Consider the following 23,247-nt stretch of genomic DNA (forward strand, 5'->3'; position numbering starts at 1 on the left):
GAACCAGTCCACTCTCGCCGTCGCCGGTCTTGCAGCGCGTCCGATTGAGCGACACGGCGAACTTTCGATGAGGCCAATGACAATGGGTGCCATATTCCCCGGATATCGGCCTATCTTAACGTGAGCCACACGGAACCTCCGTGTGCCGGCGGCCGGTCCAGTGGATGAGCGGAACCGTTGGCGTTCTCATCGAGATCGCAAACAATCTCGGACCACGGTGTGAACCAGTCGCTGCTTGGTGCGTGTGTCCGTCGGCGGTATATTCCAAACGCGCGGCAGATCAAAGTTGCGGAAGCAAACCCGGTCGATCTTGGGACTGTTTGCCGATGCGGCGTGCAGCTCCTTGATTCGTGCCTCAAACTTGGCAACCCGCTCCAAGTCGCATTCCAGCGCACTTCCGGTTCACGGGCAACATGACGCCTGGCCGGATTGACAAGCTCGTATCGGCGTGCAGCCAGGCGACTGCCTAGCATGCGACTTCAAACTTCCATCGACGGCGGCAATAATCTCTCGTCGAGGTGGTCGGGTAATATCGCCGCTTCATCAGCCAGACAGGAGACATAACCGACATAACGAAACCGATCGTGTATGGTGCCTCGCATCCCGCTGATCGGCTCACGTCCAGTAAAGTGTGGGAGATAGGCCGGTCCATTGTGCCGGCGAGGTGGACGACCCTACACTGCACGGAAGATATCGACGATTTTGGTTCGCCGCGCGATGCGGCGCTGCAATCAAGATGGAAGGGGCGCGGCTATCTAGCAAGCACTTCGAGCGGCTCGGGAACCTGGAGTTTGCTCGCGCAACGCCGCGGGATTACGTGATAGGTTTCACCGCCGCATCCCTTCGCGAGCGCCGACCGATATCATACCGGGTGAATGACGAGCCTCCCCAGTGTTGGATTAGCATTACAAAAGCAACTGTAATGTTAGGGTTCAGACTCAATTGATCCAATAAGCGACGAGAGCGGCGAGGTGGACGGCGGCCAAGAAGTTTCTGGCAAGTTTGTCGTAGCGAGTAGCAACACGCCTGAAATCCTTGAGCCGGCAGAAACAGCGCTCGATAACATTGCGCCCTTTATAGAGGCGCTTGCTGAAGCTGTGGAGGGTTACCCGGTTGGATTTATTTGGAATGACGGGTTTCGCGCCGCGATTGACGATTTCGGCGCGAAAGCCGTCGCCATCGTAGCCTTTGTCCCCAATGAGGGAAGACATGGGCGGCGCGAGCTTCAAAAGGGCCGGCCCTGCGGCAATGTCTGCGGCTTGTCCCGGAGTGAGATGAAATGCGCAAGGTTTGCAATCAGGGTCGCTCAGCGCGTGGATTTTCGTGGTCCGCCCACCGCGCGAGCGGCCGATCGCCTGTTCACACTCCCCCCTTTTCCGCCGCTCGCCGAGCGATGCGCTTTGATCGATGTGGAGTCGATCGACAAAGCCACTCGGTCCTTGCCGCAGCGGGCGAGCGCTTCAAAGATCGCCTGCCAATGTCCGCGCTTAGCCCAGCGATTGAACCGATTGTAGATCGTCGTGTAAGGGCCATAGTCGGACGGGCAATCGCGCCAGCGTGCGCCGCACTGAAGCATGTGAATGATACCGCTGATAATGCGTCGATCGTCTTCGCGCGCCGGGCCGGTCTGGTTTGTTGGCAGATGCGGCTCTATCTGAGCCCACTGCTTGTCGTTGAGCCAGAACAGTCCTTTCCGCATCGAAGTCCCCCGTGCCGAATCAACTTGGCACCAGGGAATCAGAACTCGCTAATTAGGTACAGACCCTAAGCATGGCACCAGCATGCGATAGAAGCCATTGGTAGACTGAAACTCGCTTTAACTCGATCCAAAACGACCATCGTCTCAACGCGTTTTAAGTCTGAGTTTTCGTGTTTAAGGCGCCGAGTGAAACACTCGTATTCTTCCATATTGTTCGCTGTAACCAGCAAGACGAAGTCGGTCTGCCCGGTAACGTAGAATCCACTCATTACCTCGGGCATCTTACCGATTGCTCGCTTGAAGCGATCAATGATGTCAGGCCGATCGCGCTCAAGCGAAATCAGAACCAGCACCGTCACATTCCGCCCAATCGCTTTTGGAGAAACGATTGAGACGTCTGCTTCTATCACATGCTCCGATCGCAGGCGCTTCAATCGACGCTGAACTCCGGATGCAGACAAGCCTATCTTCGCACCAAGCTCTTCACTGCTCAGACGATTGTTGCGTTGCATAAGATCAAGGAGACGAGCATCGAGTCTATCCAGTTCCATAGCGACGCCGTAAATTCGTTAAGACCGCTCGATAAGGTAATCGCTCACGCTTGGCGCGACAAAGGCCGCGCAATCAGAGTCCCTGCCTTCGCGACCACATCACAATATCGCTTCCTAGATCAAGCGGCTCACTCTTAATGTACTGGTCCTTGCCACCCCTAATTCCGCTAGGTGAGTCAGATTCTGACCTCGGATGAGGTCTGCTCTTTTGCAACTCCGGAGACCAGCGCACATACGCCGGGCCCGCTGAGCGCATAGCGTACCCAGATTTCAGCTGCAGCTTACGGCCGGCAGCTGCTTTCATCTGTTGTGCACTCCCGTTCAGCCAACGAGGGTGCGCACTGCTCAAGATCGTTTCGCGATTGGTGCGACTTCCTAAGCGTGAGAATCGGAGACCACGTCGTACACGCGGCAGTCTTCCCGGGTGCTGCAAGTAATGCCGGGTTCGACATTCAAAGTGCATAAGAGAACCATCTGGTCGCGCTTTCGATAAGCGCCGCGTGGACGGGGCTTGATATGAAAGCAGGCGGAACCAGACTAGTTGGCCGTGTCTTCCAGATCGGCTTCATTGTTACTCGAGAACCGGGAACAACGCGACTACCAGTATTGGCGGCTGTGTGATTTAGCTGGCATGTAGGCGCGCACTTACCGATTTCGGAGCGGCTATCAGTTCTTAGACAACATGCTTCTCAGCTATGAACTCACGAGCGTCCAGTCTCGCACCGGTCGTGGTCGAGTAGCTCAGCCATTTGGCTTTCGCCCTCACAGATCCGGGCAGGCGGCTTTCCCGCACCCGGCTCTTCCCGAGGGTAACCCGCGTCATATCCGCGCCTGCGCCCAAGTGCGAGTGATGCGTGGAACGGGCAGACGGAAGCGTGCCGTCAGGGCCTCGAACTCCGACCAGCCCATGCGCCGACTTTTCTGACTGCGCCGTCTCAGACAGTGCAGCCAGATCCGACGCACTTCGCGGTAGAAGCCGTTAAGCGCTGGATAATTGTGCGGCCTGCCGTAGTAGCCGTAGTGTCCACGCAGCACTGCGGCGAACCACTCGTGCTGGGTGGCCAGTGACTCGTGCATGAGCCGCCAGGCCTCCTGGCGCAACGCCGTCAGCTTGCGCGTCAGGCGTTTCCCTTCCGTCTTGTGCTTCACGATAAACCGGCCGTCCCGGGTCCGCCCGCAGTAGTGGGTGAAGCCGAGGAAGGCGAAGGTCTCGGGTCGCCGCTCGCCGCGCCGCTGACGCGAGAGGGCCGCAAATCGACCGAACTCGATCAACCGCGTCTTGCCCTCATGAAGCATCAGGCCAAAGCTGGCCAGCCGCGCCTTGAGGGCCAAGAGCATCTCCTGCGCATCCACCTTGCTCTCGAAGCCCATGACGAAGTCGTCCGCATAGCGAACGGCCACAACGCGACCGCGTGCGCGGCGACGGCGCCATTGATGGGTCCAGAGATCGAGGATGTAGTGCAGAAAGATGTTGGCGAGGAGCGGACTGATGCCCGCCCCCTGCGGGGTACCCCTGTCCGTTTCTTGCTTCTCGCCGCTCTCAAGAACGCCGGCCCGCAGCCACAGCTCTATGAGCCGCAATATGCGAGGATCGGCGATCCTGTGCGCCACAATCCGCAGCAGCCACTCGTGGTCGACCGAGTCGAAGAAGTTGCGTATGTCGGCATCGAGCACCCAGTTGACGCGCTGGCTCATGATCGCCGTGTGCAAGGCGTCAAGCGCCATATGAGGATTCCGCCCCGGCCGGAAGCCGTAGGAGAACCCGAGGAAGTCGACCTCGTAGACGGAGCTCAGCACCTCGGCTACCGCGCTTTGGACAATCTTGTCCTCTAGCGCCGGCACACCGAGAGGCCGCTTACCGCCATCGGCTTTGGGGATGTAGACTCGTCGCACCGGCTGTGGCCGGTAGCGACCCGTGTGGACGCGTCCGCAGAGCTCCCGGAGGTTATCCGTGAGCCTCTCTTCGTACTTCGCCACCGTTATCCCGTCGACCCCCGCGCTGGCCTGCCGCTTTTGTCGTCGAAACGCCCGACGCAGAGCGTCCTCGTCGACGTGGTGCAGCAAGGCCGTGAACCGGGTTTGGGCAGCCTGCTTGGCTGCCGTGTTCACCCGTTCGAGGTTCGGCGGCAAGGCAACCCGGCTCTGTGTCCGGACCCTGGCCTTCTCGCGCGGGCTCCCCTCGGGCTGGCCCCTTCCCTCCATGCGTCTCGTTTCCTTCGACGACTTCACAGGTACTATGGACCAGTCCGACTCCCGACCTCAGCTCGGACCGCGGCTCTGGCACTGCCTTGCCGCTGCCCCCCGTTGGAGACCAATCCAACGGACCCGGTCGGGCCTCTCATGTTCCGATGATTACCTTCCATGCGTGATCCGGCCATCGACCCCGACGGAGCGGCATCGTCTCGCATAACGACGATGCTCATGCTGCCTTCGTGTTTAGGGAACACACTCGGCCTCCGCGAACATCCACCTTTCGAGGCTCATTCCCGCACCCCGCATGGCTCCTGTCTACACTTCGAACCCCGCGTTGCCGTGACGCCCGCAAGACTCGGTCCCGGCCTGCCTGCTTCGGCTTTGGCCGGATGGGACTTGCACCCACAAGCATTCATCAGCTTGGCATGACGTACTCCCCAGTGGTGGTGTAGCTCGGTAGAGCAAAGCCGCCCGGACGCGCGCCCCCAAATAGCGCCGTAGCGGGCGGACGGCTTTGCGGTGGTCACCGGCGGTCCTCCGGTAGGATCGGGTTGCGACACGCCAACGCAACCAGAGGAACCACCGATGACCGACGATATGATGAACCTGCGCAAGCTCGTGGAGAAGACCCCTGATGCCGATCTGTTGCGCGAGATGATCGGCTTTGCTGCCCAGCGTCTGATGGAGCTGGAGGTCGAAAGCCAGACCGGGGCGGCCTACGGCGAGAAGAACCCTGAGCGCCTGGCCCAGCGCAACGGTTACCGCGACCGGATTTGGGAGACCCGCGCCGGCGCCGTCGAGCTGCGCATTCCCAAGCTGCGCAAGGGCTCCTACTTCCCGGGCTTCCTGGAGCCGCGACGCATGGCCGAGAAGGCGCTCACCGCCGTGGTGCAGGAAGCCTACGTGCAGGGCGTCTCGACCCGTTCGGTGGACGATCTGGTGCAGGCCATGGACATGACCGGCATCTCAAAGAGCCAGGTCAGCCGGCTGTGCGGCGAGATCGACGACAAGGTGAAGGCCTTCCTCGCCCGTCCGATCGAGGGCGACCGGCCGTATTTGTGGATCGACGCCACCTACGTGAAGGTGCGCCAGAACGGCCGCATCGTATCTGTCGCTGTGATTGTTGCGGTCGGCGTCAACAGTGACGGCCGGCGCGAAGTTCTCGGCATGGATATTGGCCCTTCCGAAGCCGAGACGTTCTGGACCGCGTTCCTGCGCAAGCTCGCCCGCCGCGGCCTGCGAGGTGTCAAGCTGGTCGTCTCAGATGCCCACGAGGGCATCAAGGCCACTGTGGCCAAGGTGCTCAATGCCTCCTGGCAGCGCTGCCGCGTCCACTTCATGCGCAACGCACTGGCGCATGCCGGTAAGAGCGGCCGGCGTGTCGTCTCCGCCTTCATCGCCACCGCGTTTGCCCAGGACGATGCCGAGGCCGCGCGAACGCAGTGGCGCAAGGTCTCCGATCAGCTCCGTCCCAAGCTGCCCAAGCTTGCCGGATTCCTCGACGACGCCGAGACCGACGTGCTCGCCTACATGACGTTCCCGCCGCAGCACCGGACCAAGCTGCACTCCACGGATGAGATGGACAAGCGATTTTTTTCATGACCGAGATGACGATTGCAGAAATCGCGTACGTCCATTCTTTTGTTCGGCTGCGCTCCGGGCCATTCTTCCGTCCCGGCCATCGATCTCGCAGCCGCCGCGCGCAGGGGCGGTCGAGGCTGGCCGCGTTTGCGGCCACCGCGAGGCTTGGCCTTGACCGCCCCCGAGCACGGCGGCATGCTTGCGTGGAACGGGACTGCATTCCTGGCTGGCACTTGCCGTCAGGCGGGATTATCCTTGGTGGGCGGGCGACCTCGTGGCGAAGCGTGGCGCATCGGCTGCAAGCGCCACCAGGCTGCCCTATTTTGTCTTGCGAGCTGAGGCGCCCGCGCGCCGGTTTTTGGCCGCCGTGGTTTCCATTGCGTCACCAAGCGCTCGTAGCTTTGCTCCGCCTGTGCGGCAATCAACATCTCGCGGTCGCGCAATGCCTTGATGTTGTAGGCATACGCTGGCCCACGCCGGCTGCCTTTCTGTTGCGGATGTCCGGCTTGAAGCTGCATCGCGCGGGTCTTGATGGCGACCAGTGCCGGGCGCGCCCACAGGTAATCCTCGCCCTTCGTCAACAAATGCCAGCAAAGCACGGTGAGCTTCCGGGCCACGGCCACCGCGGCGATCTGATGGCCGCGCCGGGCGCGGATGCGCACGAAAAACGCATGCAGCGGACCGGGCGCCTTGGCCGCTGCCCAGGCCGCCTCGACCAGCATGGCGCGCGCGTGACTGCGGCCGATCTTGCTGATGCGGCCGTGATGGGCGGCGCCCAGTCCGGACTGCCGTACCCGCGGGTTCAGCCCAAAATAGCTCACCAGCTTCTGCGGGCTGTTGAACCGGCTGATGTCGCCGATCGCCGCCATGATGCCGGCAGCGACCGCCAAGTTGACGCCGGTGATCGTCATCAATCTGTTGACCGCGGAATCGTCGATGGCGTCCTGCGCGATCTCGCGGTCGAGCAGGGCCAGATCTTCCGCCAGCCGGTCAAGCTCGCGGACGTGCCGATCGATCGCCGCGCGCTCATCGTCCGGCAACGGTTGGGCGGCCAACCACGCCCGGCCGCGGCCGTTGAAAAGATCGGCATGCGGGCACTTCGGGATCAGGTGCGCGTGCAGGATCGAATGCACCTCGTTCTTGAGCCGCGTGCGATGGCGCACGACCTGGTAGCGCCGCGCCACCAGCCGACGCTTGCGTTCCGTCTCCGCGTCAGGCGTCCAGATCTGCGGCAGGTACCCAGCCGCCTGCAGACTGGCGAGCGTGCCGGCATCGATCTTGTCGGTCTTGACGTGAGCCTGGGCGATCGCCTTCACCTGCAGCGGATTGGCGATAATCACCCGTGCCACGAACGGTGCCAGAACCCGCGATACCGCCATGCTGTTGCCGGTCGCTTCGACCACCACCTCATCACTGGCCAGCAGGGTCTTGCCAAATCCCTCCAACGCAGTCCGCGTCATATCAATGCGGCCCGCATGTCGGAGCCTGCCATCCTCCCAGATCACCACCTCCCCGAAAGTTCGGTGGACGTCGATGCCAATCACCCGTCGCATTCGCACCTCCTGCCAATCAGACCACATGACGGGAGCTACGGGCGACACGACAACTACGGATTCGCGCTCTCAGCGCAACCGGGCGAGTCGCAGAGGCGGCCAGCTACTAACTCGAGCTCGCGGACTCATCGAATGCATCGGCCTGCCCGCACCTTCGTGCTCCCGGTGCCTCTGTCCCGATGGTCGCACCATACGCCACGATGCAGAACACCGCAGCGGAACACCGGCACCGAGAAACTCTCATACCGGTTACCAACCCGATCGGACGCCTCAACGGCGAGATCAAGCGGCGGACCGAGGTGATCGGCATCTTCCCCAACGAGGATGCCATCGTCCGCCTGATCGGCGCGATTCTGCTCGAACAGAACGATGAGTGGGCCGTGCAGCGTGCCCGTTACATGACGCTGGAAACCATGATGCCGATGAGCGATGATCCCACCGTCAGCCTTCAGGCACTCGCCAGCTGACCGGCCCGGCTCCTGCCGGCCAACGCGGTGACCCGCCGCCAGCTACACCACGCTAGGGGACACGATCGTTTTAAACTCCCAAGAAGAAATCAACTGAAGCAAACCGATCAGCTCGAATCAAACTCCCAATCTTCATTGGCGCCTACAGCTACGATCGGCAACGGAAACCCTCACGTCCTACGAACACCTGCAAATGCTGGACTCCCTAGCCGGACCGATTGTAACCTAACGCTCCAAAGGATGCCCGGGACTAAGCACGTAGTGCCGTATACAGCGTGCGCGCTAGGAGCAAGTGGCTTCGTCACATGGCAGGTCGAGCTTGCTCATTGCCCTGGCGAACGATTGCCCACAGGATCGATTCTTGTCTTCACAGCAGTTTTCAGACGCAAACTACATTGGATACAATCATCGTCCATCAAGATGCTCACGCAGCATGGACGCCAAAAATAAGATTGAGGCGAATCGCCACAATGACGGCTTGGATCCGGCTGGTCGCGCCCAGCTTTCGCATCGCGTTCTTAAGATGAAAGTTCACCGTATTCTCGCTGATTTGTAATATCCTCCCGATTTCCCATGACGATTTGCCCTCTGCCACCCACCCTAGACAATCTAATTCCCGCTGTGATAGCGCAACTCTCATATTGCAGTTATCTTCCGCCGGACGTGTGATCTCCACACAAGCGGTGTGAAAGTGCCAGGCTAGTGCGTTCAGATGGCCTTTGGAATGTTGAGGATCGGCATCGTCGAACCGAGATGCAAACGATACGACCGATAATCGACCCAATGGCCCAAACAATGGTACACTCATGCCGTGCTTGAGACCGGCCTCTCTGGCCTCATCAAGTACGCGCCTTTCGTCGGGCTGTAGTTGATATTGCTCGGCGAGTTGATCCCACAGAAACGGCCGCGAAAGCGTCGGTGTCCGCCGGACCACCGGATCGATTTTGTGGTACTTTCGTTTAAAATATCGTTCACACCACTCGGGCGGCCACTTAACGGCCACGGCGGGCGGTGGATACTCCGGTAGGCGAAGTGGCTCCGCGAAATTGAGCGCTCCGTAAGAGACTTCGCTGAAGCCTTCGTCGCTGGCACAGCTCACAAGAAGGTCGAAAAGCGATCGGAGGGATTGCGTTCGCGTCGCGCATTCGGTGAAGCTGAAAAGATCCATTTTGGGCGCCTCAGCGGGCTGACCCAAGAGGTCGGTATTGCGCCGCTCGATTGAGCTTGTTTTAAGCGGAGGCAAGTTCCAATCCGTCGCCGAGCCGCTCCGCGGTCCCGAGCTCAACGAGCCCGGTGTCACCGCGGATGTTCGGCTTGCCGGCGAGCATGAAAAGAAGTGGGCCAAGGTCGTGCACGATCTACGGATCTGCATCGTCAGCCCCCAACTGATCTTCACCGCGCCGGCACCGACGAGAGCCCGATCGATGAGCAGCCCAACAGGGTCGTCGCGCAAGTTTGGCTCCTTGCATGAACAATGCGCGGCGTCTGGGTGCCTTAGTCGCACGCCTCCGACGCGAACAATTCTTAAGGGTTGAGCGCGACCGGCCCTCGTGGTGCAAGGCGATGTTCGTCGGGGGGGTACCCCGATATGTCGGCCGTCGGAAATTCTGCTTGGTGCAGAGGGCACTTTGCATGCGCATCTCCGGAAGGGAGAGAACCTAGGGATGAGAACAGCAAGTGTCGTACCAGTTGCACCGCTCCAAAAAATCGGGTTTAACGACAATGACTTGAGAGAATTGGGATAGCTGCCTCGGGCGCGTGCGTTGAAGAATTCGCGACAACAGGAGGAAAGCCGACAGCCCCATTTGGCTTAATTGTTCGTGATGATTGCCTGATTGGCTTTTTCTCTTGACGTGTGATCGGTGCCCCCTTGTGCAAGGCTCCGCTGAATCGCTCATTATTGCGTTTCGCTTGCCAAGAACCTGGAAACAAGCGGAAAAGTTCAAGGACAGCGCATGCACGCTATCTAACTCCTCTGTGAGCCGAATCCGTAAGCATCCGGTGAGGCTTTCAATTACCCACATCGTGGACGAGCTCTGATTGAGAGACCGAAGGCGATGTCGTTGAGACGTGTTAGGCCTCGCCACACGACCATGTTTCCTGGCGGCGGATCGTGATTGCGCGCGAGGTAGCCGCCCAGCATGGCAATCTGGAGCAAGTAGGTGGCGAGGGTCTTGCGCAAGATGCGCGGCTTGGCCCGTGCCCCGTCCATGGCATCTAGCGTCGCGATTTCGGTTGGGGTGAGGACTGTCTCCGGCGCAGCCTCGGGCTTCGCTCGTGCGGACATGGTGAGGAAGAAGATGCGCCAGCTAACCATCGCGATGAGCGCGAGGAACTTGGTCAGCCGCTCGGCAGTCTCAAGCCTCGCCTCTTCGGCGCGGCAGCCAGACTTCGTTACCTTGTGAAACACCTCCGCTTTCCAGCGCAAGGCGTACCATTCGAGCTTCTCGATGGCGATGGCGAAATTTCCGACCGGCAGATTGGTCAGCAGCTTCCAGTCGATCGGCGGACGGCCCGTAGGCGGGTCGATCTCAAGGGCTTGAATGTAGGTGAGAAGCTGAGGACTGTATCGCTTCTGCTTGCCTATGGGCGGCAAGGTTTGGATGGCGGCGAACTTCACGTGCACGCACGCCGTCTCATCCTGTCCGATCGCGACGTAATGGCGTCCCGCCCAAGGCGTAGCCGAGAACTGGGCGAAGACCCGATGAGCTCCATCCCGTGGCTCTGCGTCGGGGGGCGTGCCGGCCAATCGATTGGTCTGCACTCGCACCAGAAAGCGCGTGCCGAGATCCTGCGCCAGGCAAAAGAGCTCGTAGATGTCGCTCTCGCGGTCGGCCACATGCACGCAGCGCTCTGGCGCGCCCACGAGCGCCATCGACTGGCGCAAGTTCTCCAGCCAGCGATAGCTTTCCTTCGTCTCGATTGGCACACGCGTGGGGTTTACATGCCGCTTGAGCGTCCAGGTCCCCTTGAACTTCGTGCGTGTCCAGAACTTCGCTGCCGTCAGCCCGAGCGGCGCGCCGCCGAGGGTTACGGCCAGGCTCGAATGCATCAGCACCCCACACAAGGTCACCACGTTGGGTTGACCCGCCTTATAACGTCCGGCGTTAATGGTCTTAGTGAAGCCGATCTTACCCGGTTGTGCGCGACTGTAGATGAACTCGGTCGTATCCTGCAGAATGAGGATTGGTCCTTCGCTCGCCGCGCAGCGCATGGCGGTCGCGGCAAAATGACCGGCCAGCATCCCATGCTCGGTAACGCGTGGGTTGTCGAAGAAGCGATAGGCCGCCTTCGTCGCCGCCCAATCGCCGCACGCGGCTGGGACTGGCTGGCCAGGGGCCGCCGACATCTGATCAAGCAGACGGCCAAACCGCCGCGCCAGTCGCTTGTCCGGCAGCCCCGCCGAAACGACTTCGTCGTCGTGCCAGCCTGTCGTACCGGCTCCAGTGTCTCCGCTCATCTGTGACGCCTCCGCGAATCGGCGTCACAAACAGAATCACAGACGATTCAATCGATGCAAATCCTCCCTACCAGATGTGGGTAATTGAAAGCCGGTGAGGCTTTCAATTACCCCTAACTTTAACCCCTCGGGCTGATCCGCTGATCGGCGAAATCCTGAATCGAAAGAATCACTTGTGATTCCTTTCTGAGCACCTGATTCGCGAGGGGGTGCTCTATGGGGCTGACATTAAGGGGTCGATCGGCAAAAGGCTGTTTGCGGTCCTTGGAAGGTGAATGTTGGATTGATCGAGAGAGTAGTGGATGCGAGTTTAGGGACGCGCGGCTCGGCGACAGATTCCGCAAACTGCTCACGCAGATTGGAAGCGCCATGGGACAAAGCATTCCGCTCGTCTGCCAGGATTGGGCGAATACCAAGGCAGCCTACCGCTTCTTCTCTAATGACGGGGTCACCGAAGCGGACATTCTGGCCGGCCATTTCCAATCGACACGTGATCGTGCCGCCGCCGCTGGAGGTCTCGTTCTTGTGCTGCACGATACAACCGAGTTCAGCTATCAACGCGAGAAGTCAGAAGCGATCGGCATCACCAAGAGCATAAACAGTGGACGGGACGAAGGCGGGTCGCCTCAGATCGCACACGGTTTGCGGCATCCTGATGCATTCGAGCCTCGCGGTCACAATCGAGGGGATGCCGCTGGGGTTAGCGGCCGTTAAGTTCTGGACCCGGAAGAAATTCAAGGGGACCGCAGCGCTTAAAAAGAAGATCAATCCGACCCGGATTCCTATCGAGATAAAGGAAAGCGTCCGCTGGTTGGAAAATCTCAAGCAGTCTGCGCAACTCTTGGACCATCCTGGACGATGCATCCATATCGGTGATCGTGAGAGTGACATCTACGAGCTTTTCTGCGCGGCACAGGAGATCGGAACTCATTTCCTGATCAGGACCTGCGTCCACCGCTTGGCTGGAGACGGGGATCACACGATCGCCGACGAAATGGACGAGGTCGCCGTCAAAGGGCTCCATCGCATCGAAAAACGGCGATCCCGACCAGGCCGTTCTTGAGATCAGGTATCGCAAGATTCGGGTCCTTCCGCCGGTCGGAAAGCAGAAGCGCTATTCTGCTCTGACGCTGACGGTGATCTATGCCGAAGAGCGCGGGACACCGAAAAACAGAAAGAAGATCGATTGGAAGCTGATCACCGACCTGCCTGTTGGTTCCCGCGCCGACGCCATTGAGAAGCTCGAATGGTATGCTTTGAGTTGGAAGATCGAGGTATACCACAAGATCCTCCAATCTGGCCGCAAAGCTGAGGAGTCGAAGCTCAGGACCGCCCAGCGTCTGACCAATCTGATCTCGCTGTTTTTGTATCCTGAGTTGGCGGGTCTTCTGGATGACGATGCTCAACTGCGGATTCCGACGAAGTCGCCCAGGCGTACCGATATGAAGTCGCCCGTGGATTCCGAGACGATGTCGCCCACCTTTCCGATTTGATCTCGCCCAGCGGCGAGGCGTTCTGGCCGGCTGGTTCTCTGGCATCGGTCAAGCCGCGTGGTCAATCTGGAATCGCGACTTCAACCTGTTTTTCTTCTTCTGCGGTTGCTGTGGGCATGTGGGCAACGCGATTGCGTTGTCCAAGCGCAGCGGCATGTCCACAGCGCCACGGGCTCAGGTCTTTCGGGCGGATTGCCGGGTTCGGCGCAGGCTCTCACCGGTGAGGTCGAGCCGATGGGCATTGTGGACGAGGCGATCGAGCACGGCGTCGGCATAGGTGGGATCTCCAATGAGCAGATGCCACTGGTCCACGGGGAGCTGGCTGGTGACGATGGTGGAGCGATGACCGTAGCGATCTTCGAGGATTTCCAGGAGGTCGTGACGGGCACCGGCGTCGAGCGGCTCGAGTCCCCAATCATCGAGGATCAGCAGATCGACACGGCCAAGGCCGCGCAACAGGCGTGGATGGCGGCCGTCGCCGCGGGCGAGCGCCAGATCGTCGAACAGTCGCGGGACGCGCTGATAGAGCACGGAGCGATTGTCGCGACAGGCCTTGTGGCCGAGCGCCGAGGCGAGCCAACTCTTGCCAACGCCGGCCGGGCCGCAGATCAGGAGATTGACGTGGTCGTCGATCCAGCGGCCCTCGACAAGCTTAGCGAACAGCGGGCGGTCGAGACCGCGCGGGGTGCGGTAGTCGATGTCCTCGACGCACGCTTGCTGGCGCAGCTTGGCGTAGCGCAGGCGAGTGGCGAGCCGTTTGTCGTGCCGCAGCGAGGCTTCACGTTCGAGCAGCAGCGCAAGCCATTCGGTGTGACCGAGGCTTGCGGCCTCACCGGTGGCTTCGATGTCGGCGAAGGCCTTGGCCATGCCGTGGAGGCCGAGGGCGTTGAGGCGGTCGAGGGTCGGATGGGTGAGCAAGGGATGATCTCCTAATTGTAGTAGCGCGGTCCGCGGATGTTGGCATGCAGGATCGGCGCATCGTCCGCGGAACGCTGGTGAGCAGAACGCCGATCGAGATTGTTGGCGAGGATCGACTTGACCGAGCCATAAGTGCGCGCGCCGATGTCGATTGCCCGCGCAGCCGCGGCGTCCAGCCGTTCGCGCCCATAGGAGGCGGCGAGCCTGAGGATGCCGAGGCAGGCGCGGAAGCCTTGCTCGGGGTGCGAGCGCTCGTCGAGAATGAGGTCGCACAACGCGCTGGTCGCCGGCCCGATCGCGGCGGCGTCCTGGCGGATACGCGCGATGGTCCAGCCGGCGTAGCGCCGATGGCTGGAGGCCATGTGCTCCGGCACGGTGGTGTGTTTGTGATTGCCGCTCATGCGCTGATGCGCGGCGATCCGCTCGCCCTTGTGGAAGATCTCGACGGTACGGGCCGTGAACCGCACCTCGACCTCGGCGCGGGCGAAGCGATGCGGAACGCTGTAGTAATGCTTCTCCACCTCGACGTGGTAATCGAGACTGACGCGGCGGATCCGCCACTCGGCGAGGACATAGGGGGACGCCGGCAATGGCTTGAGCGCCGGCCGGTCGACCTCCTTGAGCAACCGGCGGCGTGTCACGCCGATCCGCCGGATCGGCCGTTCCTCATTCAGCCTCGTGAGCAGTTCGCCGATCGCCGCATTGACCTCGGCCAGGCTGTAGAAGGTGCGATGGCGCAGGCGGCCGAGCAGCCAGCGCTCGACGATGAGGACGGCCTGCTCGACCTTGGCCTTGTCGCGCGGCTTGCGCGGCCGCGCCGGCAAGATGGCGGTGCCGTAATGCGCCGCCATCTCCGCGTAGGTACGATTGATCTGCGGGTCGTACAGGCTCGCCTTAATGACCGCGACCTTGGTGTTGTCGGGCACCGGCAGCGCCGGTATGCCGCCGATCGCCGCGAAGGCGCCAACATGGGCGCTGATCCAGTCGGCGAGCCCCTGCGTCCACGTCGCCTGCGCGTAGGTGAAGCTCGATGCGCCGAGCACGGCGACGAAGATCTGCGCCGTTCTGCGCTCACCGGTCAGGCGGTCGACCACCACCGGCACGCCATCGCCGGCATAGTCGACGAACAACTTGTCGCCGGCCGCATGGGCCTGGCGCATCGTCATCGACAGGCGGCCCTCCCAGGCGCGGTAGAGCTCACAGAAGCGCGAGTACCGGTATCCGCCGGGCTCGGTGGCGATATATTCCTCCCACAGGATCGACAGCGTCACGTGCTTGCGTTTGAGCTCGCGGTGCACGGTCGCCCAGTCGGGCTCGGCGATGCGGCGGTGACCCTGACGGTTGCCATTGCCGGTCTTCGCGAACAGGCGAAGTTCCAGAACCGTGTCGGTGACGTCGTCTGGCAACGGCCAGCTCAAGCCCGCGGCCTCGAACCGCCGGAGCGCCAGGCGCACCGTCGAGGGCGCCGCGCCCACCCGTCGCGCAATCTCGCGGCTCGGCAGCCCGGCCGCCTTCATTCTGATCACATCGCGCACACGGCGCATCGCAAGCCTCTCCGTCGGCATCCAGGGTCCCCTTCGCAAAGCCGAAAGAGTTGACCCTATGGGAGCCAGAAGAGGCCTCGTCACCCGGGCGACATCATCCCGGAATGGTGGGCGACATCATTTCGGAACGGGTGGGCGACTTCAAATCGGAATGGTGGGCGAGATCATCTCGGAATCCTGGGCGACATCGATCGGAATCCGCACTCAACCGTTCTGCCCCAGACGCGCCGCCAACCCTCGCGTTAACTGCGACTGAAATCGGCGTGCTCAATCGCCTCGCCAACGACAAGCCAAAAGCAAGACAGAAAACGCTCTCTCACTATTTGATCAAGATCGCCCGGCTCGGCGGCTATCTTGCGCGCGCCAGCGACCCGCCGCCCGGCAATACCGTCATGTGGCGCGGGCTGTCACGCCTCACCGACATCGCGCTAGGCGCCATGGTCGGAGGAGAATTTGTGGGTAATTGAAAGCCGGTGAGGACCGCGGGACGGTCACTCAGGCTGCCTGATTGACTTGCCTATTTTGGTCTCGCCAATTCCAGGGCAGCAGTTCGTCGAGCCTTTTGGGCTGGATGTGCAGCGATGCGCGCCAGGACATCAGTGAGCCAGGCTTGTGGATCCAGGTCGTTCATTTTGGCGGTGACGATCAGGGGTCGGAGCCGCAGAACAGCCAAGACTTCCGACCCAGGGCGATGCCACGCAGGGCTCGTTCGGCGGCGTTGTTGACAAGCAGATACGGCCGTCGGCGAGGAAGAGGGTGAACGCACTCCAGCGCTTGAGCATATAGGCGCCGGAACCGATGCTATTTAAGTCAGTAGCGCCAATGGGTGGCTACCGCGACCGGGCGTTCTCAGGTGTTCGCCTTGACCGGCCGCCGACGCTGAGGCCGCATGGAAAGACTGTGCAGAACGGCCATCACCCGCTCATGTTGCCGGTGACATGCCTACCAGCAGACTCGCAAAACCCCGAGCGGAACGTCGAGCAACTGCTGATCTTCATTTCCGGAGCGCATAGCGCGAGATCAGAACAACGAACTGAAAACGTCGCGAGCAAAAGATGACCCCGGCATTTTTCTGCCGGGGATCGCATTTCAGCGAGAGTTGGATCAGAAGTCCATGCCGCCCATGCCGCCGCCCGGAGGCATCGCGGGCGCGCCGGTGTTCTTCTTCGGCAGCTCGGCGACCATGGCCTCGGTAGTGATCAGCAGGGCCGCCACGGAAGCTGCGTTCTGGATCGCGGTGCGGACCACCTTGGTCGGGTCGATGATGCCCTTGGTGACCAGGTTGCCATATTCGCCGGTCTGGGAGTCGAAGCCGTAGGCGTACGACTTGTTCTCGAGGACCTTGCCGACGATCACGGAGCCATCTTCACCGGCGTTGATCGCGATCTGGCGAGCGGGCGCGGAGAGCGCCTTGCGCACGATCTCGACGCCGGTCTTCTGGTCGTCGTTCTTGGTGCGCAGGCCCTTGAGCTGCTCGGAGGCACGGAGCAGGGCGACGCCGCCGCCCGGGACGATGCCTTCCTCGACCGCCGCGCGGGTCGCATGCATCGCGTCATCAACGCGATCCTTGCGCTCCTTCACCTCGACCTCGGTCGCGCCGCCGACGCGGATCACCGCGACGCCGCCTGCGAGCTTGGCAAGACGCTCCTGGAGCTTCTCACGGTCGTAGTCCGAGGTGGTTTCCTCGATCTGCGCCTTGATCTGCGACACGCGCGCTTCGATGTCGGCCTTCTTGCCGGCGCCGTTGACGATCGTGGTGTTCTCCTTGTCGATCATCACCTTCTTGGCGCGACCGAGCATGTTGAGCGTGACGTTCTCGAGCTTGATGCCGAGATCTTCCGAGATCGCCTGGCCACCGGTCAGGATCGCGATGTCCTGCAGCATGGCCTTGCGGCGATCGCCGAAGCCGGGAGCCTTGACGGCCGCGACCTTCAGGCCGCCACGGAGACGGTTCACGACCAGGGTCGCAAGCGCTTCGCCTTCGACGTCCTCGGCGACGATGACCAGCGGCTTGCCGGTCTGCACCACGGCCTCGAGCAGCGGAAGCAGCTCGTTGAGCTGAGACAGTTTCTTTTCGTTGATGAGGATGTAGGCGTCGTCCATCTCAACGCGCATCTTGTCGGCGTTGGTGACGAAGTAGGGCGAGATGTAGCCGCGGTCGAACTGCATGCCCTCGACGACGTCGAGCTCGGTCTCGAGCGACTTGGCTTCCTCGACGGTGATGACACCCTCGTTGCCGACCTTCTTCATGGCGTCGGCGAGGAACTTGCCGATCTCCGCGTCGCCGTTGGCCGAGATGGTGCCGACCTGGGCGATCTCGTCGTTCGAGGTCACCTTCTTGGAGTTCTTGACGAGGTCCGCAACGACGGCTTCGACCGCGAGGTCGATACCGCGCTTCAGATCCATCGGGTTCATGCCGGCGGCAACCGACTTGGCGCCTTCGCGCACGATCGCCTGGGCTAGCACGGTCGCGGTGGTGGTGCCGTCGCCGGCCGCGTCAGCGGACTTGGAGGCGACTTCGCGCACCATCTGCGCGCCCATGTTCTCGAACTTGTCCTCGAGCTCGATCTCCTTGGCGACGGTGACGCCGTCCTTGGTGATGCGGGGAGCGCCGAACGACTTGTCGAGCACGACGTTGCGGCCCTTCGGACCGAGCGTGACCTTCACCGCGTTGGCGAGAATGTCGACGCCGCGAAGCATCTTGTCGCGCGCATCGACCGAGAATTTGACTTCTTTAGCTGCCATCTGGATTTTTTCCTTAGGTGTTTAACTGGATAAGAGAGGGGCTCTTAGGCCGCCTTCTTCTTGGAAGCGGGGACGTCGAGGACGCCCATGATGTCGCTTTCCTTCATGATCAGCAGGTCGACGTTGTCGATCTTGACCTCGGTGCCGGACCACTTACCGAACAGCACGCGGTCGCCGACCTTCAGGTCGATCGGGATCAGCTTGCCAGCTTCGTCGCGGCCACCCGGGCCGACGGCGACGATCTCGCCCTGCGAGGGCTTTTCCTTCGCCGTGTCGGGAATGATGATGCCGCCAGCGGTCTTCTCTTCTGCGTCGATGCGCTTGACCACGACGCGATCGTGAAGCGGACGGAATTCCATGCAGATCTCCTAAGCATTTAAACTAGTTGACGATTTCCCGATTGGTAACAATCTCGGCCCGCGAGTGCCAACGCAGGCGCAGCTGAAATAGGACTGATTTTTGAGGGAACAAGTGTTTGTAGCAGGAAAATCCGCTAGGCGCGCGGGATCTCTGTGGCGGCTGCCCAGATCACTTTCTCGAGCTTGCCAGCACCCGACCTTCTTCTGAGTGAATCGTACGGCTCTGTCTCTGGACGCAGTGTCGCCTAACAGTTCAATTCCTCGGCCTATAGGCCAGCCGATCTGGTGCCGGTTCAAATGCGAATCGTCGGCTGACTTCATTCTAAGATTGCGATGCGTTTAGAACCTAAACGCAGAGTTCGGGAACGGAGGTATCGCTCCGCTTGATCGATGATCCGATACTCAGCAACGCGATGCGAGGTAACGCTGGCTGCGCCTAGGTTGCAACGGCACGTGCTCAAGAAAGGCCCTCGCCCCGGGAATTTGCTGCGGCTTGGTGCAGCGAGCGCGAGCACATGTCAGCACGGCGCCATAAGTGCGGAGGATCCAGAGACGAGCCCGCCGAGACGGCAGTCGTTCTCGCAATTCGCAGGCATTGCACGAACTGACTCGCAATCCGCGGGATCCATCAAAATTATTTGCAAGCGCAACGCACGCTTAGGCCCTACATACCCAATCACCTGCGCAGGTTCCCTCGGGTCAGAACAACAACTGGCTCCACAGAATCAAGCACACCTATCGATTTCGTCAAAAAACGTCAGGGCAACGTCTGTTGGTTGTTCATTAAGGCGGCCACCACGGTCGTGGTCGAGTAGCTCAGCCATTTGGCTTTCGCCCTCACAGATCCGGGCAGGCGGCTTTCCCGCACCCGGCTCTTCCCGAGGGTAACCCGCGTCATATCCGCGCCTGCGCCCAAGTGCGAGTGATGCGTGGAACGGGCAGACGGAAGCGTGCCGTCAGGGCCTCGAACTCCGACCAGCCCATGCGCCGACTTTTCTGACTGCGCCGTCTCAGACAGTGCAGCCAGATCCGACGCACTTCGCGGTAGAAGCCGTTAAGCGCTGGATAATTGTGCGGCCTGCCGTAGTAGCCGTAGTGTCCACGCAGCACTGCGGCGAACCACTCGTGCTGGGTGGCCAGTGACTCGTGCATGAGCCGCCAGGCCTCCTGGCGCAACGCCGTCAGCTTGCGCGTCAGGCGTTTCCCTTCCGTCTTGTGCTTCACGATAAACCGGCCGTCCCGGGTCCGCCCGCAGTAGTGGGTGAAGCCGAGGAAGGCGAAGGTCTCGGGTCGCCGCTCGCCGCGCCGCTGACGCGAGAGGGCCGCAAATCGACCGAACTCGATCAACCGCGTCTTGCCCTCATGAAGCATCAGGCCAAAGCTGGCCAGCCGCGCCTTGAGGGCCAAGAGCATCTCCTGCGCATCCACCTTGCTCTCGAAGCCCATGACGAAGTCGTCCGCATAGCGAACGGCCACAACGCGACCGCGTGCGCGGCGACGGCGCCATTGATGGGTCCAGAGATCGAGGATGTAGTGCAGAAAGATGTTGGCGAGGAGCGGACTGATGCCCGCCCCCTGCGGGGTACCCCTGTCCGTTTCTTGCTTCTCGCCGCTCTCAAGAACGCCGGCCCGCAGCCACAGCTCTATGAGCCGCAATATGCGAGGATCGGCGATCCTGTGCGCCACAATCCGCAGCAGCCACTCGTGGTCGACCGAGTCGAAGAAGTTGCGTATGTCGGCATCGAGCACCCAGTTGACGCGCTGGCTCATGATCGCCGTGTGCAAGGCGTCAAGCGCCATATGAGGATTCCGCCCCGGCCGGAAGCCGTAGGAGAACCCGAGGAAGTCGACCTCGTAGACGGAGCTCAGCACCTCGGCTACCGCGCTTTGGACAATCTTGTCCTCTAGCGCCGGCACACCGAGAGGCCGCTTACCGCCATCGGCTTTGGGGATGTAGACTCGTCGCACCGGCTGTGGCCGGTAGCGACCCGTGTGGACGCGTCCGCAGAGCTCCCGGAGGTTATCCGTGAGCCTCTCTTCGTACTTCGCCACCGTTATCCCGTCGACCCCCGCGCTGGCCTGCCGCTTTTGTCGTCGAAACGCCCGACGCAGAGCGTCCTCGTCGACGTGGTGCAGCAAGGCCGTGAACCGGGTTTGGGCAGCCTGCTTGGCTGCCGTGTTCACCCGTTCGAGGTTCGGCGGCAAGGCAACCCGGCTCTGTGTCCGGACCCTGGCCTTCTCGCGCGGGCTCCCCTCGGGCTGGCCCCTTCCCTCCATGCGTCTCGTTTCCTTCGACGACTTCACAGGTACTATGGACCAGTCCGACTCCCGACCTCAGCTCGGACCGCGGCTCTGGCACTGCCTTGCCGCTGCCCCCCGTTGGAGACCAATCCAACGGACCCGGTCGGGCCTCTCATGTTCCGATGATTACCTTCCATGCGTGATCCGGCCATCGACCCCGACGGAGCGGCATCGTCTCGCATAACGACGATGCTCATGCTGCCTTCGTGTTTAGGGAACACACTCGGCCTCCGCGAACATCCACCTTTCGAGGCTCATTCCCGCACCCCGCATGGCTCCTGTCTACACTTCGAACCCCGCGTTGCCGTGACGCCCGCAAGACTCGGTCCCGGCCTGCCTGCTTCGGCTTTGGCCGGATGGGACTTGCACCCACAAGCATTCATCAGCTTGGCATGACGTACTCCCCAGTGGTGGTGTAGCTGGCGGTGGATCACCGCGTTCGCCGGCAGGAGCCGGGCCGGACAGCTGGCGATAGCCTGAGGCTGACGGTGCGATCATCGCTCATCGGCACCATGGTTTCCAGCGTCATGTAACGGGCACGCTGCACGGCCCACTCATCGTTCTGTTCGAGCAGAATCGCGCCGATCAGGCGGACGATGGCATCCTCGTTGGGGAAGATGCCGATCACCTCGGTCCGCCGCTTGATCTCGCCGTTGAGGCGTTCGATGGGGTTGGTAACCGGTGACCTGCCCCTGCCGATTTCCTCCAGTTGAAGTTAGAGTCCGGCCTTCTGTGCAGCGAGACCGAACTTTGGACCAGCGAGAACCAGAGTTTTGCACCTCTGATCACGTTAGCGGGCTGGTTGCGCCGACGTGGTTTTGCAGCAAAATCGGCGGTCGATTGCCGATCGCCCCGTGGGGCCGTTCTTCATTGTAGTATCTGCGCCAAGCCTCCACCTTTTCCTGGGCGTCCGCAAGGGAGAGGAACCAGTGGGCGCTGAGGCATTCGGCCCGGAAGCGGCCGTTGAAGGCTTCGATGAAGGCGTTGTCGGTCGGCTTGCCGGGTCGTGAGAAGTCCAGCGTGACGCCGCGCTGGTACGCCCAGAGGTCAAGGTCGCGCGACACAAACTCGCTGCCCTGATCGACCGGATCGTCGCCGGGAGTCCCACTTCATTGCAGAGCCTTTCCAGAACCTCCACGACGTCGATGCCGCGGAAGGTGAGCCGCGGCTCCAACGCGGGCGAGAAGCGCGAGAAGATATCGACGATCGTGAGCACCCGGAGCTTGACGCCGGTTGCGAGCTGGTCATGGACAAAGTCCATCGCCCAGATCTCGTTGACCCGCGTCGCTGGCCGTCGGTCATCGCGCAGCTTGGCCTTGACCCGGCGCTTGGGCGATTTGTTGCGCAATTGCAGGCCCAATTCGCGGTAGATGCGGCGGGTTTTGTTCTGGCCGTGACCCCACCCCTCTCGGCGCAGCAGGACGTGAACGCGGCGGTAGCCGTAGCGAACGCGGACATGACAGATCTCCTTGATCCGATCCTCGAGGGCAGCCTGGCCGGAGCGACGAGATTTGTAGTGGTATGTCGATCGGTCGAACTCAAGAGCCGCGCAGGCCTTGCGGATCGACACCTGCCACTCACCACAAACCTCCTCGACGAGCTTGCGCTTCCGACCAGGCTTCACAGTTTTCGGCGGATCACGTCCTGCAGCATCTCCTTGTCGAGCGACAGATCCGCCACCAGCTTCTTCAGCTTGGCGTTCTCGTCCTCGAGCTGCTTCAGCCGGCGCATCTCCGTCGGCAGCAGTCCGTCGTACTTTTTCTTCCAGTTGAAATAGGTCGCCTGGCTGATCCCGGCCTTGCGGCAGATGTCCGCAACCGGAACCCCGTCATTGCCCTGCTTCAGGATGAACGCCTTCTGGGCGTCCGAAAACCTCGAGGCCTTCATCGTCGTCCGCTCCTCCCAGCCGAGGGGATTCGGCAGCGCAAAACTCTAGCCAAAATTGGTCCAGTTTTCCGGCCTCAGATCATCTGAAGGACGGACAGATGAAGCGAGCCAGGTTTACGGAAGAGCAGATTATTGGCGTGCTGCGTGAGCATGAGGCGGGTGCGAAGGCTGCCGATTTGGCGCGGAAGCATGGCGTCTCTGAAGCGACGCTGTACAATTGGAAGGCGAAGTTCGGCGGTTTGGACGTCTCCGATGCCAAGCGGTTGCGGCAACTCGAGGACGAGAACGCCAAGCTGAAGAAGCTGCTGGCCGAGCAGATGCTGGATGCTGCAGCGCTACGCGAGCTTTTGTCAAAAAATGTATGACCGGCCCCGCCCGTGCAAGGTCGTTTAATGAGGACGATGCAGTCTGCACAAATGTATCCGGCCTCTTGCAAGTGGGCCGCTGTTGCGGCCAGGCCATGATGAGATCCGCGCGTGCCGTTCCCAGATAAATG

The 23,247-nt window shown here is 61.4% G+C and carries 15 protein-coding genes and 7 pseudogenes; 6 read left to right on the forward strand and 16 right to left on the reverse strand.

The genetic code is table 11. The features are described from left to right. Positions 1 to 938 precede the first annotated feature (938 nt). From IVB45_RS06120 to ltrA (IVB45_RS06135), 4 genes are all read right to left on the reverse strand, one after another. Entirely contained in the window at positions 939 to 1,409 is a 471-nt protein-coding gene (locus IVB45_RS06120) for an IS5 family transposase (RefSeq protein WP_247807627.1), read from the reverse strand. Then, on the reverse strand, positions 1,307 to 1,699 hold the full coding sequence (locus IVB45_RS06125; RefSeq protein ID WP_027515775.1) for an IS5 family transposase: 393 nt from the start codon (positions 1,697 to 1,699) through the stop codon (positions 1,307 to 1,309). Before IVB45_RS06125 ends, IVB45_RS06120 begins: the two co-directional genes overlap by 103 nt. A 65-nt stretch (positions 1,700 to 1,764) precedes the next feature. After that, positions 1,765 to 2,250 carry an Lrp/AsnC family transcriptional regulator gene (locus IVB45_RS06130; protein ID WP_247359476.1) on the reverse strand — a complete coding sequence of 162 codons (486 nt, stop codon included), beginning with the start codon at positions 2,248 to 2,250 and terminating at the stop codon, positions 1,765 to 1,767. A gap of 819 nt (positions 2,251 to 3,069) precedes the next feature. After that, positions 3,070 to 4,479, reverse strand: a complete 1,410-nt coding sequence (gene ltrA / locus IVB45_RS06135; protein WP_346015295.1) for a group II intron reverse transcriptase/maturase — start codon at positions 4,477 to 4,479, stop codon at positions 3,070 to 3,072. Between the two features lie 549 nt (positions 4,480 to 5,028). Between ltrA (IVB45_RS06135) and IVB45_RS06140 the strand changes: the two are divergent. Continuing rightward, a pseudogene (locus tag IVB45_RS06140) lies at positions 5,029 to 6,027 on the forward strand (IS256 family transposase); the annotation flags it as partial. A 353-nt stretch (positions 6,028 to 6,380) separates the two neighbouring features. Here IVB45_RS06140 and IVB45_RS06145 read toward each other — a convergent pair. Next, positions 6,381 to 7,559, reverse strand: a pseudogene (locus tag IVB45_RS06145) (IS110 family transposase); the annotation flags it as partial. 242 nt (positions 7,560 to 7,801) lie between these two features. Here IVB45_RS06145 and IVB45_RS06150 point away from each other — a divergent pair. Continuing rightward, positions 7,802 to 8,044, forward strand: a pseudogene (locus tag IVB45_RS06150) (transposase); the annotation flags it as partial. Between the two features lie 424 nt (positions 8,045 to 8,468). Here the strand turns inward: IVB45_RS06150 and IVB45_RS06155 are convergent. Then, positions 8,469 to 9,212 carry a LuxR family transcriptional regulator gene (locus IVB45_RS06155; RefSeq protein WP_247363326.1) on the reverse strand — a complete coding sequence of 248 codons (744 nt, stop codon included), beginning with the start codon at positions 9,210 to 9,212 and terminating at the stop codon, positions 8,469 to 8,471. Positions 9,213 to 10,058: 846 nt separating this feature from the next. After that, a complete protein-coding gene (locus IVB45_RS06160; RefSeq protein WP_247363325.1) occupies positions 10,059 to 11,504 on the reverse strand; it encodes an IS4 family transposase in 1,446 nt (481 codons plus the stop codon). Positions 11,505 to 11,720: 216 nt separating this feature from the next. Between IVB45_RS06160 and IVB45_RS06165 the strand changes: the two genes are divergently transcribed. Then, complete coding sequence (locus IVB45_RS06165; RefSeq protein ID WP_247363324.1) at positions 11,721 to 12,218, forward strand: transposase DNA-binding-containing protein; 498 nt, start codon at positions 11,721 to 11,723, stop codon at positions 12,216 to 12,218. Here the strand turns inward: IVB45_RS06165 and IVB45_RS06170 are convergent. Further along, positions 12,205 to 12,582, reverse strand: a complete 378-nt coding sequence (locus IVB45_RS06170) for a hypothetical protein (RefSeq protein ID WP_247363323.1) — start codon at positions 12,580 to 12,582, stop codon at positions 12,205 to 12,207. The two genes, IVB45_RS06165 and IVB45_RS06170, sit on opposite strands and share 14 nt — an antisense overlap. Positions 12,583 to 12,640: 58 nt before the next feature. Here IVB45_RS06170 and IVB45_RS06175 point away from each other — a divergent pair, with 58 nt between their 5' ends. Next, complete coding sequence (locus IVB45_RS06175) at positions 12,641 to 12,997, forward strand: hypothetical protein (RefSeq protein WP_247363322.1); 357 nt, start codon at positions 12,641 to 12,643, stop codon at positions 12,995 to 12,997. 174 nt (positions 12,998 to 13,171) lie between these two features. Here the strand turns inward: IVB45_RS06175 and istB are convergent, their stop codons facing one another. Further along, on the reverse strand, positions 13,172 to 13,915 hold the full coding sequence (gene istB, locus IVB45_RS06180) for an IS21-like element helper ATPase IstB (protein WP_007605871.1): 744 nt from the start codon (positions 13,913 to 13,915) through the stop codon (positions 13,172 to 13,174). Positions 13,916 to 13,926: 11 nt separating this feature from the next. Continuing rightward, on the reverse strand, positions 13,927 to 15,459 hold the full coding sequence (istA, locus tag IVB45_RS06185) for an IS21 family transposase (protein WP_247807628.1): 1,533 nt from the start codon (positions 15,457 to 15,459) through the stop codon (positions 13,927 to 13,929). A gap of 104 nt (positions 15,460 to 15,563) precedes the next feature. Here istA and IVB45_RS06190 point away from each other — a divergent pair, with 104 nt between their 5' ends. Continuing rightward, on the forward strand, positions 15,564 to 15,926 hold the full coding sequence (locus tag IVB45_RS06190) for a hypothetical protein (protein ID WP_247360717.1): 363 nt from the start codon (positions 15,564 to 15,566) through the stop codon (positions 15,924 to 15,926). A 28-nt stretch (positions 15,927 to 15,954) separates the two neighbouring features. Here IVB45_RS06190 and IVB45_RS06195 read toward each other — a convergent pair. From IVB45_RS06195 to IVB45_RS06220, 6 genes and pseudogenes are all read right to left on the reverse strand, one after another. Beyond that, positions 15,955 to 16,244, reverse strand: a pseudogene (locus IVB45_RS06195) (transposase domain-containing protein); the annotation flags it as partial. A gap of 319 nt (positions 16,245 to 16,563) precedes the next feature. Beyond that, complete coding sequence (groL, locus tag IVB45_RS06200; protein WP_247360715.1) at positions 16,564 to 18,204, reverse strand: chaperonin GroEL; 1,641 nt, start codon at positions 18,202 to 18,204, stop codon at positions 16,564 to 16,566. Positions 18,205 to 18,248: 44 nt separating this feature from the next. Continuing rightward, positions 18,249 to 18,563 (reverse strand): co-chaperone GroES, encoded by a 315-nt coding sequence (locus IVB45_RS06205; RefSeq protein WP_247360712.1) that lies wholly within the window; start codon positions 18,561 to 18,563, stop codon positions 18,249 to 18,251. 894 nt (positions 18,564 to 19,457) lie between these two features. Beyond that, positions 19,458 to 20,867, reverse strand: coding sequence for a group II intron reverse transcriptase/maturase (ltrA, locus tag IVB45_RS06210; RefSeq protein WP_346015295.1), 1,410 nt, complete (start codon positions 20,865 to 20,867; stop codon positions 19,458 to 19,460). 427 nt (positions 20,868 to 21,294) lie between these two features. Beyond that, positions 21,295 to 21,540: pseudogene (locus IVB45_RS06215) on the reverse strand (transposase); the annotation flags it as partial. 109 nt (positions 21,541 to 21,649) lie between these two features. Continuing rightward, a pseudogene (locus tag IVB45_RS06220) lies at positions 21,650 to 22,751 on the reverse strand (IS3 family transposase). Between the two features lie 98 nt (positions 22,752 to 22,849). Here IVB45_RS06220 and IVB45_RS06225 point away from each other — a divergent pair. Continuing rightward, positions 22,850 to 23,107 (forward strand): annotated as a pseudogene (locus tag IVB45_RS06225) (transposase); the annotation flags it as partial. Positions 23,108 to 23,247: the final 140 nt, after the last annotated feature.

It is taken from the genome of Bradyrhizobium sp. 4 (genome assembly GCF_023100905.1).
Classification (GTDB): Bacteria; Pseudomonadota; Alphaproteobacteria; order Rhizobiales; family Xanthobacteraceae; genus Bradyrhizobium.

What these genes read in the sequence shown, in the direction of transcription:
- IVB45_RS06125 (WP_027515775.1), bottom strand. Translation starts at nt 1,699, where the DNA reads ATGCGGAAAGGACTGTTCTGGCTCAACGACAAGCAGTGGGCTCAGATA.
- IVB45_RS06130 (WP_247359476.1), bottom strand. Translation starts at nt 2,250, where the DNA reads ATGGAACTGGATAGACTCGATGCTCGTCTCCTTGATCTTATGCAACGC.
- IVB45_RS06155 (WP_247363326.1), bottom strand. Translation starts at nt 9,212, where the DNA reads ATGGATCTTTTCAGCTTCACCGAATGCGCGACGCGAACGCAATCCCTC.
- IVB45_RS06160 (WP_247363325.1), bottom strand. Translation starts at nt 11,504, where the DNA reads ATGAGCGGAGACACTGGAGCCGGTACGACAGGCTGGCACGACGACGAA.
- IVB45_RS06165 (WP_247363324.1), top strand. Translation starts at nt 11,721, where the DNA reads ATGGGGCTGACATTAAGGGGTCGATCGGCAAAAGGCTGTTTGCGGTCC.
- istA (WP_247807628.1), bottom strand. Translation starts at nt 15,459, where the DNA reads ATGCGCCGTGTGCGCGATGTGATCAGAATGAAGGCGGCCGGGCTGCCG.
- IVB45_RS06190 (WP_247360717.1), top strand. Translation starts at nt 15,564, where the DNA reads ATGGTGGGCGACATCATTTCGGAACGGGTGGGCGACTTCAAATCGGAA.
- groL (WP_247360715.1), bottom strand. Translation starts at nt 18,204, where the DNA reads ATGGCAGCTAAAGAAGTCAAATTCTCGGTCGATGCGCGCGACAAGATG.
- IVB45_RS06205 (WP_247360712.1), bottom strand. Translation starts at nt 18,563, where the DNA reads ATGGAATTCCGTCCGCTTCACGATCGCGTCGTGGTCAAGCGCATCGAC.